Annotated in this window: 15 protein-coding genes; 11 read left to right on the forward strand and 4 right to left on the reverse strand. The window is 46.3% G+C overall.

Features of this window, described 5'->3' with window-relative positions:
- Positions 1-5: 5 nt before the first annotated feature.
- From ACXACM_RS18340 to ACXACM_RS18375, 8 genes are all read left to right on the forward strand, one after another.
- A complete protein-coding gene (locus ACXACM_RS18340) occupies positions 6-1421 on the forward strand; it encodes an FAD-dependent oxidoreductase (RefSeq protein WP_474823556.1) in 1416 nt (471 codons plus the stop codon).
- A gap of 171 nt (positions 1422-1592) precedes the next feature.
- Positions 1593-1955, forward strand: coding sequence for a hypothetical protein (locus ACXACM_RS18345; protein ID WP_474823557.1), 363 nt, complete (start codon positions 1593-1595; stop codon positions 1953-1955).
- 156 nt (positions 1956-2111) lie between these two features.
- A complete protein-coding gene (locus tag ACXACM_RS18350) occupies positions 2112-2696 on the forward strand; it encodes a DUF2726 domain-containing protein (RefSeq protein ID WP_474823558.1) in 585 nt (194 codons plus the stop codon).
- Positions 2697-2867: 171 nt separating this feature from the next.
- The gene (locus ACXACM_RS18355) at positions 2868-3563 is read left to right on the forward strand and encodes a 5'-methylthioadenosine/adenosylhomocysteine nucleosidase (RefSeq protein WP_474823559.1); all 696 of its coding nucleotides are present in this window, start codon (positions 2868-2870) and stop codon (positions 3561-3563) included.
- Positions 3564-3590: 27 nt separating this feature from the next.
- Positions 3591-4559, forward strand: coding sequence for a cobalamin biosynthesis protein CobD/CbiB (locus tag ACXACM_RS18360; protein WP_474823561.1), 969 nt, complete (start codon positions 3591-3593; stop codon positions 4557-4559).
- A 179-nt stretch (positions 4560-4738) separates the two neighbouring features.
- Positions 4739-5143, forward strand: coding sequence for a rhodanese-like domain-containing protein (locus ACXACM_RS18365; protein ID WP_474823562.1), 405 nt, complete (start codon positions 4739-4741; stop codon positions 5141-5143).
- A gap of 82 nt (positions 5144-5225) precedes the next feature.
- Positions 5226-5615 carry a DUF2721 domain-containing protein gene (locus tag ACXACM_RS18370; protein ID WP_474823563.1) on the forward strand — a complete coding sequence of 130 codons (390 nt, stop codon included), beginning with the start codon at positions 5226-5228 and terminating at the stop codon, positions 5613-5615.
- Entirely contained in the window at positions 5605-6186 is a 582-nt protein-coding gene (locus tag ACXACM_RS18375) for a GNAT family N-acetyltransferase (protein WP_474823564.1), read from the forward strand. The genes ACXACM_RS18370 and ACXACM_RS18375 overlap by 11 nt, the downstream gene beginning before the upstream one ends.
- A 131-nt stretch (positions 6187-6317) precedes the next feature.
- On the opposite strand, the gene tyrS is transcribed toward ACXACM_RS18375, so the two are convergent.
- Positions 6318-7520, reverse strand: a complete 1203-nt coding sequence (gene tyrS / locus ACXACM_RS18380) for a tyrosine--tRNA ligase (protein WP_474823566.1) — start codon at positions 7518-7520, stop codon at positions 6318-6320.
- 199 nt (positions 7521-7719) lie between these two features.
- Here tyrS and ACXACM_RS18385 point away from each other — a divergent pair, with 199 nt between their 5' ends.
- Both ACXACM_RS18385 and ACXACM_RS18390 read left to right on the forward strand, forming a co-directional pair.
- Positions 7720-9015 carry an OapA family protein gene (locus ACXACM_RS18385; RefSeq protein WP_474823567.1) on the forward strand — a complete coding sequence of 432 codons (1296 nt, stop codon included), beginning with the start codon at positions 7720-7722 and terminating at the stop codon, positions 9013-9015.
- Positions 9016-9106: 91 nt separating this feature from the next.
- Positions 9107-10042, forward strand: coding sequence for a D-2-hydroxyacid dehydrogenase (locus ACXACM_RS18390; RefSeq protein WP_474823569.1), 936 nt, complete (start codon positions 9107-9109; stop codon positions 10040-10042).
- Between the two features lie 3 nt (positions 10043-10045).
- Here the strand turns inward: ACXACM_RS18390 and ACXACM_RS18395 are convergent, their stop codons facing one another.
- The 3 genes from ACXACM_RS18395 to ACXACM_RS18405 all read right to left on the reverse strand — a co-directional run bounded on the left by ACXACM_RS18395 (position 10046) and on the right by ACXACM_RS18405 (position 12009).
- A complete protein-coding gene (locus ACXACM_RS18395; protein WP_474823570.1) occupies positions 10046-10618 on the reverse strand; it encodes a glutathione S-transferase family protein in 573 nt (190 codons plus the stop codon).
- 157 nt (positions 10619-10775) lie between these two features.
- Complete coding sequence (erpA, locus tag ACXACM_RS18400; protein ID WP_474823571.1) at positions 10776-11120, reverse strand: iron-sulfur cluster insertion protein ErpA; 345 nt, start codon at positions 11118-11120, stop codon at positions 10776-10778.
- 154 nt (positions 11121-11274) lie between these two features.
- Positions 11275-12009 carry a DUF6776 family protein gene (locus tag ACXACM_RS18405; RefSeq protein ID WP_474823573.1) on the reverse strand — a complete coding sequence of 245 codons (735 nt, stop codon included), beginning with the start codon at positions 12007-12009 and terminating at the stop codon, positions 11275-11277.
- 113 nt (positions 12010-12122) lie between these two features.
- On the opposite strand from ACXACM_RS18405, the gene ACXACM_RS18410 reads away from it, so the two are divergent.
- The gene (locus ACXACM_RS18410) at positions 12123-13799 is read left to right on the forward strand and encodes a chloride channel protein (RefSeq protein ID WP_474823574.1); all 1677 of its coding nucleotides are present in this window, start codon (positions 12123-12125) and stop codon (positions 13797-13799) included.
- Positions 13800-13806 lie beyond the last annotated feature (7 nt).

Genomic DNA, 13806 nt, shown 5'->3' on the forward strand with positions numbered 1-13806 from the left:
AAATAATGGCTAAAAATGTATACCAATTTGTTGATGTTGAACGGATTGATCCGCCTAAGAAACCTATCATGGTGCGCAAAGGTGAGTTCGCTGAAATTTATCAACCGTTAACGCAATCTCAGACTGAAGGACAGGCAGATCGCTGCCTGGACTGCGGTAACCCTTACTGTGAGTGGAAATGTCCGGTTCATAACTACATCCCTCAATGGCTTGCACTAGCCAATGAAGGCCGTATATTGGAAGCCGCTGAACTGTCACATAAGACAAACAGTCTGCCAGAAGTGTGCGGCCGGGTTTGTCCTCAGGATCGTCTCTGTGAAGGCGCTTGTACACTAAATGACGAGTTCGGTGCGGTCACTATTGGCAGCATTGAAAAGTACATCACTGACACGGCTTTCAAAATGGGCTGGCGTCCGGATATGTCTGACGTTGAGTGGACAAACAAAAAAGTCGCTATTGTTGGTGCGGGCCCTGCCGGATTGGCTTGCGCAGACGTGCTTGTTCGCAACGGCGTCAAGCCCGTCGTATTTGATAAGTACGAGGAAATTGGCGGCTTGCTCACGTTCGGCATTCCATCGTTCAAGCTGGAAAAAGAGGTAATTACTCGCCGTCGTGATATTTTCACCGAAATGGGTGTGGAGTTTGTACTCAATACAGAAATAGGCAAAGACGTAGACTTCCAGACACTGCTGGACGACTACGATGCGGTATTCCTGGGCATGGGAACATATAAGTCCATGCAAGGCGGATTTGACAATGAACACGTCGAAGGTGTTTTCGATGCCTTACCTTTCCTTATCGCCAATACAAACCGGGTTATGGGGCTTGAGAAAGACCCTGCTGATTTCGTTGATATGAAAGGCAAGACCGTTGTCGTACTTGGGGGTGGTGACACCACCATGGACTGTGTTCGTACATCTATTCGACAGGGTGCAAAACGAGTGATTTGTGCTTACCGCCGCGATGAAGAAAGTATGCCCGGTTCTCGCCGGGAAGTTGTCAATGCAAAAGAAGAAGGGGTTGAGTTTATGTTTAATCTCCAACCTTTAGATATTGCATTAGATGATAACGGTCATGCCGCAGGCGTAAAACTGGTGAAAACAGAAATGGGACCACCTGATGTCAATGGTCGCCGTCGTCCTGTAGAAGTGGAAGGTTCAGAACACGTGCTTGAGGCTGACGCGGTCATCATCGCTTTTGGTTTCCAACCAAGTCCAGCCAGTTGGTTTGCAGACTATGGCATTATACTCGATGAAAAAGGCCGTGTAAGAGCACCTGCAAAAGGCAAGTTTGCTTACCAGACATCTAATCCACAAATTTTTGCCGGTGGTGATATGGTGCGAGGTAGTGACTTAGTGGTAACCGCTATCGACGAAGGCAGAAAAGCTGCCGAAGGGATCATGGATTACCTGAACGTTTAACCGTTACTCTGAACTTTCTAAAAGCCGTGTAAATCAATTTACACGGCTTTTTTATGGATACTCGCATATTAAAATCTATACCTAAGAAGGGTTGTTGACTTCAGCCATCTTGATATAGTTATATTGAAGTATAACTTTCAGACACGTCATCACCTTAAGTAGGGCAAAAACATGAAAACGTTAAATTTCGTTTGTGTAATGGGCATCACGTTAGCTGCATACTCTCCCACCCTGCTTGCCTCGTCAGCCACTACTCAGTCGTGTCCGAGCAATTTTCATACTGTATCAATGCCCTCTAACGCCTCTCTTTGTCAGCGGTTTGACGCGACTTACCCGGCCACTATGGTTTTTTACTCAAACGATTCACAACAAAATCTTGTTGCCCACTATCGCGATGCGTATCCGGGGTTGGAAGTACGTAGCACGGTACAGGGAAGAACATTACTAACTGCAGATAATAATACTGTGAGAGTGATCATTTCGCCAGACAACGGCGGCTCTCAGGTAGACATGATGATTACCACGGCAAGGTAGGCCTCACTTTTCACTCACTAATTATGATAAGCCGCTAGTTTTACGTCGTACTGCGTAGACTTGGCATTTGCTTTGCAATTTTCCTTTCACAACAGTTTTCTGACACTTACATTGTCAGTTTTTTGACGCATTCGTGAGTATTGGCGAGGGGGAATTATGGAATTAGCAATCATATTGATGATGTTACTTATCGTTGTGGCTTTAGGTGCCATGAAATTGTCAGACAGTGGCGTTAGCTTTCCGTTTAGAAGCAAACCGCAATTGTTCACACCTGTCGAGCACAACTTTCTCAAGCTTATCGAACAAGCGGTGGGTCGGGAGTTTCGCATTGTTTGTCGTGTGCGACTCAGTGACGTTTTGGCTGTACGGGCAAAAGCAGGAAAGAAACAAGCAACCTCTGCAATGGCTCGTGCATCGTCTAAACAACTTGATTTCGTGCTGTGCGATAAAGAGGACATGACGCCCATCATGGCCATTGATTTGGTTTATAACGATGGTAAAAACAAGTATAAATCTCAACGGGATTTCTTTGTCTCCGGCGCCTTGGACGCGGCAGGTTTGCCACATGCCAGAATCAAAGTGAAGACGGGTTACAGTCTGGAGGAAATCCGCGAGTGTATCGAGTCCAAACTCGTCGTTTACCGTCGTAAGCAACAGCGTTTAGCACAAGCACCCATTCACAATCCGGCCCCGCCCAAACGTCCAACGCGTCCGTTGCGGTCAAGTCGCGCAGCTGCCTAAATCGAGATTTTTTGCCTCCGGGCGCTTAAGACCAATAACGTCCCCCAACGTTATTGGTCTATTTTCTTGCAAATTCTGTCAGTTTGCCGTCTTTCATATTACCATTAGCTATACAGTTAAATTTACCGCATCAACGCTTACAGGATGCGCGTACCCATTGTGGATGACATTATGAAAATTGGTATTTTGGGCGCTATGGATCAAGAAGTCGAACTACTCAAGGCTTCTCTAACCAATAGTGAAACCCACCAATGGAAACACCTGACGTTTTATACCGGCACTTTACACGGAGCAGATGTGGTGCTGGTAAAGTGCGGAATTGGCAAAGTCGCCTCAGCGATAGCGACCACCGCGCTAATAGAGCAGTTTTCTCCGAATTTCGTTGTCAATACGGGTTCAGCCGGCGGTTTTGATCCTGACCTGGACATAGGCGATCTTGTTATCGGTTCTGCCGTAAAGTATCACGATGTGGATATTACCCACTTCGGTTATGAAATGGGTCAGTGCGCAGGCATGCCCGCTCAGTACGATTGCGATGCTCGCCTCATCGAAGCTGCTGCAGCAGCCACTAGTGCCATTGGTCACGCCAAGCACACCCAGGGAATGATTTGTACAGGTGACTCTTTCGTGGGTTCAGATGACGCAGCTGAAAAAATTAAAGCGACCTTCCCTGCCATGAAAGCGGTTGAAATGGAAGGTGCCGCCATAGGACAAACATGCTTTATGCTTTCCACTCCATTTCTGGTGATCCGTTCGCTGTCTGATATAGCCGGAAAAACATCAACCGTATCATTTCAGGAATACCTTGAAACGGCAGCTAAGCATTCTGCTGAGTTGGTCATGGAGATGATTGCCCGACTGGTTTAACTCGTATTCAAGCTCAGGCAACCCCTTATGGAAAACGTCGTCAACAGTGATGCTATGCAGCTTCTTGCGACATTACTCGTCGCCATTGCCGCTGGTAGTCTTTGGCGTTGGCCGGAGAAGTATCATCCCTTAACGCTATTTCGTCTTCTGGCAGACGGCATGGCGAAAAAGGTTCGTCCAAAAGATCCTGAGCCGATATCACAACACAAGTTATCTGGCGCGCTCGGGGCAATAGTCCTTATTGTTCCGTTCATTGTGTTGTTGGCGCTACTGGTTAATATGGCCGAGTACCCCCTATTTTTCGAAGCAATTATCCTTATTTCTGCATTGGATTTCGCTGGCGTACGGTGGCGGTATAATCAGGTGGTGACAGCGCTTCAAAAGGGCAAGAAAGTATTAGCCCGGGAAGCGGTTAGCAATATGGTCGCTAGAGATTGTAACCGTTTATCAGACATTGGGGTTGCCAAGGCTGCCATGGAAAGTTATCTGCTGCGTTTTTATTATCAATTCTGTGGCGTCGTTGTCTGGTTCCTTATCGGTGGTCCAGTTGTAGCTCTGCTGTTTCGTTTGTTGCTTGTTTTTACCTGGCAATGGCATTGGCGACGTCCCGGTTATTATTGGTTTGCTATTCCTGTGCGCCGGACGTGCCGATTAATGGCTTTACTGCCGGCATTTATTGGGGCAATTTTATTTTCTCTGGTCACACATCCAATTAACAGCATCAAAGCGTGGAAGCGATGTGAGCTTAAAGATACCACCTCCTGGCTCTTAGCCCTCTCCGGTGGAGGACTTGGCGTAAAATTAGGGGGCCCTGCTATGTATGCAGATAATATGATTCGCTACACCCGAGTTGGTGGTAATCGGGAGGTCAGATTTTCCGACCTCGTCTATTGCCGTCGAGCGATAACGCGGGCGATTCTGCTTTTATGTGGGTTGAGTCTTCTCTGTTTAACCCTAATCCACGTTTTTCGTAACATGCCGAACTTAACCATTTAAAAAAAGTACGACTGGTCAGAGCAATAATTTACAATATTCATTTACAGTGATGCTCAATCAGTAGTTATAAACCACACGTTAACGCCAAGAGCTTGGCGAGCAGAGTTTAACCAATATATTGTGCTAATTTCTCTGGCAATCCGTATAACTGCCAGTGCATTAACCAAACGGAAAGCGCTATGCGAAAATTATTAGTTGCCACATTCATACTGGCCGCAGTAGCACTGCTAGGGAGCTTTTACTATCCGGCTGAAGCCGAAAGCTTCCCATCAGTAGAAGCTACCCCCTTCTTACTAGAAAAAGTGAAGGCAGACGAATGGCTGCTCATTGATGTGCGAACGCCAGAAGAATATGAGCAGGGTCACATACCGGGCGCAATCAACATGCCTCACAAAGAAATCAATGGTTTCGTAGAGCAGCTTAACGACGCCAAAAATAAGCCAATCATTATTTATTGCCGTTCAGGCAGACGCGCGACTATTGCTATGCAAATGCTTGAGCAAAAACAGTTTCTAAAAGTGACACATTTAGAAGGTGACATTATGGGCTGGACTGAAGCGGGCCTGCCAATAAGTAAAATGTAGTCCTTTGGATTGCTCTCCCTAATGCACTGATACCACTAAACTGTTACTATTTCACGCTTTGATCCTAAACTGATAAGTTACTATGCAAATCGATATCGCAACGCCGGCCATGCTGTTCCCGGCCATATCTCTACTGCTTCTGGCTTACACCAATCGCTTTTTGACACTGGCGACCATAATTAGGAATTTCGCACGGGAAAATCGTGACGAAAACACAGAAGCGCAAATCCGTAATCTGCGCCAACGAATCCTTTTCATCAAGCGAATGCAAATTGCCGGTGTAGTAAGCTTTTTTCTTTGTGTGCTGTCAATGCTGGCGATTTACCTGACGTATCAGGTAGCAGGTAACTGGATTTTCGCCTCCAGCCTGGTGTGTCTGATGTATTCCCTTTGGATGTCAGTGCGGGAGATTCTTATCTCTGTTGAAGCCCTTGATTTCCATCTCGATGGTATTAAACACAATGACAAATAAACCCAAAGCAAGCGATATTTCCTACACTACTTTGTCACCAGAACATTTCGAGGGTGTACTTGACTTAGGTAACCGCATTCAGGGAGAAGGCTATCTATCCAAAATCTCGCTTCAGGCTATGTATAAGCAAGGCTGGCATAACGATATCAATGCTAGCTTTGTAGCAATATATGAACATGAGATTGTCGGCTTTCGCTTAACATTTGCCCATTCCCAATGGCAGATTGACCAATGGTGTTCTCCTGAAAAATGGCCGGTGGAAACGACTCGGGTTTGCTACTTTAAGTGCAATACTGTGGACGACAAATTACAGGGCTGTGGTATTGGCACTACCCTGCTAGATTTGGCGAAGAAGCAGGCCATAGCACAAGGGGCTCAGGCCGGACTGGCGCACATCTGGCTGGCCAGCCCCGGCAACAGTGCATTTCGATATTTTAGTAAAAACGGCGGAGAACTCATCGCCAAGCACCCAGGTAAATGGCGTCATGCCTCACTTCACGAAGGATATGATTGTCCAGTCTGCCCCGGTTATTGTGAATGTGAAGGCGCTGAGATGCTGTTGACTTTCTAATTTATTAAGATCAAATAGTGACTAGAAAAGGGCTTGCTTACCATGGCGTCCAAGCCTACACGGAGTTCCCAATAACCCCCCAAAAAAATGCCCGCTTTAATAACGGGCGTTTTAAAATTGAAAGTTAAAAATTACCCAGTAAGCGTAATTCTCGCGAACTTACGTTTACCTACCTGATATACAGCTTCACCCGATTCAGTTAGGGTCAATCGGGTATCTTCAACTTTTTCACCGTCTATTTTTACAGCACCCTGTTTTATCATGCGCATAGCGTCAGATGTTGATGCCACCAGCCCCGCTTCTTTGAGCAGGTTACCAATAGCCAGCCCTTCCGTCCCAAGTGAGATAGTTACCTCTGGCATGTCATCAGGAATGGCGTTTTTCTGAAAGCGCTGGATAAAGTCCTGATGGGCAGCCTCAGCAGCGGCATCATCGTGAAAACGGGCAATAATTTCCTTGGCCAGTTCGATTTTAATGTCACGGGGGTTCCCACCAGCGTCCACCCTGGCTTTCAATTCTGCAATATCCGCCAAAGGTCGGAAGCTCAAAAGATCATAGTAACGCCACATGAGGTCGTCTGAAATTGACATAATCTTGCCAAACATATCGTTTGGCGCATCAGTAATACCGATGTAATTGTTCAGCGATTTAGACATTTTTTGAACGCCATCGAGGCCTTCAAGCAAGGGCACCAACACGATTGCCTGTTGGCTTTGCCCATTTTCCTTTTGTAACTCCCGGCCCATAAGCAGGTTGAACCGCTGATCCGTTCCACCTAATTCAACATCAGATTTCAATGCGACGGAGTCGTACCCCTGAACCAGCGGATACAAGAATTCGTGAATCGCAATAGGCTGACCGTTGCTGTACCGCTTTTTAAAGTCGTCCCGTTCCAGCATACGCGCTACGGTTTGGCTGGCGGCGAGTTTAATCATCCCTGCGGCACCAAGGGCGTCCATCCACTCTGAGTTAAATCTTATTTGCGTCTTCTCTTTATCAAGAATTTTGAATACTTGTTCCTGATACGTTTTAGCGTTTTCCAATACCTGTTCTTTGCTTAAAGGCTTGCGTGTCACATTTTTACCGGTAGGATCGCCAATAAGACCAGTGAAGTCACCGATCAGGAACACCACGTTGTGGCCTAATTGCTGAAAGGTGCGCAGTTTGTTGATCAGTACCGTATGACCCAGGTGTAAATCGGGCGCGGTTGGGTCGAAACCAGCTTTGATTGTGAGCGTTTTGCCAGATTTGAGTTTTTCAATTAACGCTTCTTCGGGCAGGATTTCATCCGTACCTCGTTTTATTTCAGCTAAAGCGGTTTGCCAATCGGTCATGCTTGTTCCACACCTGTTCTATTTACTGGAAAAATTAAGTCGGGGCATTTTACGCATCCCGGTGAACCTTTGAAAGTCTTGAACATCAAAAATACGCGCCGATTGATGAATGTTCTTTAAATTTAAGGCGCTTTGGTGGAAAGTCGCGGTGTAACGCGATATTCTCAAACTGAGCAAAACTATAAGATTGATATATACCGTGGTGCTAAAAACATTTAAACAACTTCCCAAACCACACCGTACCGGCTTGGTCGCGGCCTCTCTGTTGCTTGGCGGGCTTATCTTGCTCCCATCCGAACCAGTAGAAGCAAGTCGTCATCAGGAGTCTCTCGTTCTTGATGCGGGTGTGCGTTATCCACTTGAGCTTTCCGTTGTGGATTCTTCTAACGTGTTTATCGAAGAAGACGAAGGCGACTGGGAAACCTTTAGTGTAGGCCGGGGCGATACCCTGGCTAAAATCTTCAAACGCGCGGGTTTCTCTGCACGGGATACTTACGACGTCACCCAAGCGGGTGAATTAGCGAAAACACTGGTTACGCTTATTCCTGGCGATGAACTTTCACTTCGCGGCGCAGAAGACGGAAGCTTCAGCGGCTTGAGATACGCAGTGTCTTTTAATGAAACCTTGCTGATCCAGCGCGATGTTGAAAGCGGTAAGCTAACCGCGGAGTTGGAATCGAAGGAATGTGAAACCCGCTATAACTTTGCGCAAGGTGAAATTGACAGCAGCTTTTGGAATGCAGGTGTAGATGCCGGGCTCACCGACAATCAAATTATGCACCTTGCGGGCATGTTTGGCTGGGATATCGACTTTGCCATGGGTATCCGTCAAGGTGATACCTTCAATATCGTTTATGAAGAAAATTATATCGATGGCGAGTTTGTTGGTTACGGCGATATCGTCGCCGCAGAGTTTGTGAATCAGGGCGAGCGATTCGTGGCTATTCAGCACGACGATGGCAATTATTATACGCCTGAAGGCCGCAGTATGCGTAAAAGCTTTTTGCGCGCGCCTATCAACTTTAAGTACGTGAGTTCTAACTTTACCAAAGCCAGATTTCATCCGGTTCAAAAACGCTGGAAAGCACATAACGGTACTGACTACGTTGCCGCTGTAGGTACTCCGGTAATGTCTTCGGGAGATGGCAAAGTTATTGAAGCGTCTTATAACCGCTTTAACGGTAATTATGTATTTGTTCAACACGGAGAAAAATACGTAACCAAGTATTTGCACCTTAAGAAACGTGGCGTCAAAAAAGGCGACACAGTTAAACAGGGTCAAACCGTCGGTTATCTGGGGTCTACCGGCATGGTCACAGGAGCACACCTGCATTATGAATTCCTAGTCGACGGTGTGCATCGTAACCCAAGAACGGTAGAGCTGCCTAAAGCCAGACCTATCGACGCCAAACAGAAAGACGCGTTCATGAAAATTGCCGAAGTTCGAATGCAGCAGCTCGACAATACCAAGCGCATCATGTTGGCCATGAAGTAGTGGTTTAAACACAAAAGAGTTATTGAACGTAAAGCCCGCAACGCGGGCTTTTTTGTGGCTCACAATCAATGCAAACAGAAGGAGCGTAGTAATGCATCATTACCTTGCCGTTCTCACCAAAGAAGCCACACACTATGAGGCGCTTATACCGGCATTGCTGCCGAACAATGTGAAGTTGCAATGCATTACTTCAGAGCCAAAGGACGTGAATACAAAGGAAGTAACCCTGTTACTTGCTGATCCCGACCTTGCAGCCAACATAATTCCAGCGATGCCGGCTCTTCAGTGGTGCCAGTCAATTTGGGCAGGGAATCGGCCTTTACTGACTCTCGAAAAACAAGATTATATACTCACTGCAGCCAAAGGCATGTTCGGCGTTCCCATGCGAGAATATCTGTTTACCTATTTATTGCACTATAGCCGCAATGTGGATGCATTCGACACGGCGCAAAGAAACGCAAAATGGTCTGTGCCGTCATACTCCAGATTGCAGGGGAAAACGCTCGGGATCATGGGTACAGGTTCAATTGCACAGCACTTATTACCTGTCGCAGATGTCTTTGGCATGCACGTCATCGGTCTCAGTCGGCGAGGTACGCCTCAAAACGGCTACAAGTATAACTTTAATGTTGAGCAGCGGTTAGATTTCGCAAAGAAATGTGATTTCGTGTTTAACTTGATGCCAGATACTCCCTCAACCTCAGGCTTACTCGACAGTACCTTTTTTGAGGCACTTCCCGCCCATTGTGTACTGATCAATGCAGGTAGAGGTTCAGCCGTTGTGGAAACCGACCTCATTGATGCTCTTGACAGCAATCAACTGCACGCTGCTGTACTCGATGTCTTTAACGAGGAACCACTGCCCGACTCTCACCCTTTTTGGTGTCATCCTGACATTCGGGTAACACAACACACCGCGGCGGAATCACGCCCCGAGGATGTGGCTGAACTGTTTGCAGAAAACTTACAGCGCTTTCTCACCAATAGCCCGCTGCTTCATCAGTTCGATTTCAGTCAGGGGTACTAGCGACTATACTCTCGGATCAGTGGCCGTTACCTCGATGCGATCAATGTGTTTTTCGCGGAACGCTTTTAAAGCATTTAAACCGGTTAACGGATGTAACTCGCGAAACTCTACCCAATCAATCAGGGTAAACAAAGCGATGGAGGGATATCCCCACCCATCGAACTCTCCAGCGTCGACCATCTCGTTAAGCAATGTTAACGTTGACGCAATTCGCTCTTTTTGCAGGCGGACAAAAAGCTGTTTATCGTTAGTCTCGATACCAGAACGCTTTAATAAAAAAAGTTCAACAAATGAGTCGTTAGCACCATCGATAAGAGTAAGTTGATTTTCCTGATCCCAGCTCAAAGGTGGCAAATCAAATTTGGCAAGTAAATAACTGTATATAACTCTGGAGTCAAAAATCAATTGCCCTTCATCTTCAAGACAAGGCACTTTTAGTGTGGGGTTTTTTGCAGCCAGTATGTCTCTTCCTTCACCCTCAAATATATTCAGGTTGTGAAATTCGTGCTCAGTATTAGCTAACACAATGCGAATACGACGGACAAAAGGCGATGTAGTAGAACCATACAGTTTCATTGTTAACTCTCTCCCATTACAAATGGCAAAACCGTGTTTGATCAAACACCATTACACTAAAGGGAAATAACGAGAAAAGGTATAGCTGAAGTATTGCAACAAGATAAATTTGTCTGAAAGGCCGGTGAACAGCATCGTTCAGACAAATTACATGCTATTAAATACTGAAACTTGAACCACAACCACAGGTGGTCGTAGCATTGGGGTTATTGACAAGAAAACGCGAGCCCTCCAGGCCGTCAACGTAATCTACTGTGCCGCCAACCAGGTATTGCAAGCTCATCGGATCAACAACCAAGGTGACGGAATCTTTCTCGATGGTCATATCGCCATCATTCACCTTTTCATCAAACGTGAACCCATATTGAAAGCCCGAGCACCCGCCACCGGTAACGTACACACGCAGTTTCAGTGACGGATTCTCTTCTTCCATCACCAATTCTTTTACCTTTTGTGCAGCCGAATCGGAAAACTCAATTGGCAGCGCCATTTCAACAGACATTTATTACCTCACTTAACGCGCTCAGGCAGTACGCCTGCATAGGCGTTAATTATCTAACACCTGACTATCGTGATCAACTCCCGAGGGAGTGTTGCTGGGGCTTGTTTCTGAATACGAGACAACCTCGCTATGCATAGAAGCAAGAAAGCCAGAATTACATTACATCGCCCTCACTATTGATAGATGTAAGGGCATCCTGCCAATTAACAATACGATTATAGTCGCCACGGCGAGTTTTCCACTGGTAAACGGGCGTTTGTAAGACAATACGCTCAGGCGTAAACCCTTCAGGTAAGGTAAAGGTATAATCGATGGGCTGAAAAAAACGAAACCCCCATTTAATTTGGGGTTCAGCGGCAAGATCTTCTCCCGAAAGGGTTCGTGGTTTACCGTTAAAACTACCTTCTAGCAATATCGTCAACTCACCTTTTATTAGTGACTTATTGGTGTTGCGCTGAAGTAAAACGGCTGTCAGACGATAATTTCGCACACTGGCTGTGGCTTCAACTTGTATCCCATCCACTAAAAAACCATCCTGGGTTTCTTCCGGAGCGACAACCCGTTGATAGAACGCCAGTTGCTGCTCAAGTTCCTGTATATGCAGCCGGTCTTTTTCAGTCGTTTGCGTTAGCGCTTGCGCCTTTTTTCTCGCCAAGACACTGGCCACTTCCAGGGCACTTACCTTCTTTCTTAACTGGCTATTTTCTGCCTGCACGTAAGCCAGGCTTTGTTGCTCGCTGGCCTGCTGCTTTTTCATTTCTTTATGATTAAAAAGCGCAAGTTGATAGCCGAAAACCATCATCACCAAGAGAAATATAATACAAACGACGGTAAAGCGGTATTTTCCCCACTTTTCAATAAATTCAGCCCGTTTAAGAGGGACTTTCATAGTGACGAACCTTATTTAACGTACACAATTTGGCACAGAACGTGTTAGATCCTGATAGGATAACTCTGTACCTATGTTAAGATAACCCTATTATAAACGGATAAGCCAGTTAAATGCGTTTTTCATCGCTCAGAGAGGAACTTGCCCACCCCAGAACTTCTGTACAGGTTTGTATACTTGGTATTCTTGGTGGACTTATTGCTGCTGCGCTTATCATCGTTTTCAGACTTTGTGTTGAATGGGTACAGAACACAGCGCTGTCAACACTCACAGAGTTAGTAAGTGAAACCTGGCTTGTCTGGTTCCTCATGCCCTTGGGGGCTGTCTTTGTTATTCTACTCATCGCCTTCCTCACAGGTTTTAAACATTACCGTATGGGTATACCTTTTATTATTCACCGTGTGAAACACCATTATGGTGTGGTGCCCTTTCGTACCACAATCAATCAATTTTTTGGTGGTATGTTCGCCCTCGCTGGCGGTTTTGTTGTCGGCAGGGAAGGGCCTTCGGTTCATATTGGTGCATCAGGCAGTAGTTTTTTAGGGCAGTGGTTACGCCTGCCCTATAACAGCATTCGCATTCTTGCCGGATGTGGTATTGCAGCGGGTATATCTGCCTCCTTCAACACGCCCTTTGCCGCTGTTATTTTTGTTATGGAAGTGGTGTTAAGAGAATACAAGATCCACATTTTTGTTCCGGTTATGCTTGCCGCTGCCGTAGGCTCTGTACTCACGCGGTCGGTGTTTGGTGAAGTGAATGAGTTGTCGTTTCTCGCCATTGCCGCCTTTGATGAATGGATGTATTTGTACTTCATTCTGTTAGGGATCGTACTCGGTGGCATCGCAACCTTATTCAACTCACAATTGATGCGTATTATGCGACTTTTTCGTCACATCAATATGATGTGGCGCTTAGTCCTGGCAGCACTGATTACCGGCATAGTAGGCATGATCCTGCCAGAAAGCCTGGGAGCGAATTTTATTGATGTTGAACATTTGTTCGACTCCCATCCGGGTAGCTGGCTACTGTTGGCAATACTTGTGTCTAAGCTGCTTCTGGCCGTCTTTGCAATCGGCCTGGGCGTGCCCGGGGGCATTATTGGGCCGGTCATGGTAATTGGCATGCTCGCAGGCTCGCTGCTTCTCATGCCGCTTCAAACTGTTGTCAATGTGGATGAATACAATAGCAGCTTCGCATTACTTGGCGTGGCGGGTATGCTCACAGCCGTATTACACGCTCCATTAGCGGCGCTATCTGCGGTAATGGAGCTATCCTACAGCCCGCAAATTATTCTACCCGCCATGCTGGTCATCGTGCCCGCTTATGTCACAGCAACTCAGTTTTTAGGCAATCGTTCTATCTTTATCCGTCAACTCGATTATCAGAATTTGCCGTACGCGATTTCCTCCATTCGGGAATCCCTTGAAAAAACCGGTGTTATCGCTGCGATGACAAAAGATTACAAACTTTTTATTGACGCACCGGAGCTAGCACTGGAACAATACCTGTCAGCAAACCCAACTTATATTGTGGTTCAGAAAAGCAGAACAGAACTCGACGTACAGTATACGTTGGTGCAGTACGACGTCAGCCTTGACCACAACGCACAGCCTTTGAGTTACTCTAGTATGGAAGGGTTGAGTAATCAGTCTACGTTACATGAGGTGTACGAAAAGCTAAAAAATGGCAGGACTGGCGCAGTATATATCTACGGTCAATCTCCCCAGGAAATAGAAGGCGTAATTACGTGGAATATTCTTCAAACCTTCTTACAGCGAGCGCAATATTAAGAGGTTT

It is taken from the genome of Alteromonas sp. AWQ4_252 (assembly GCF_056158205.1).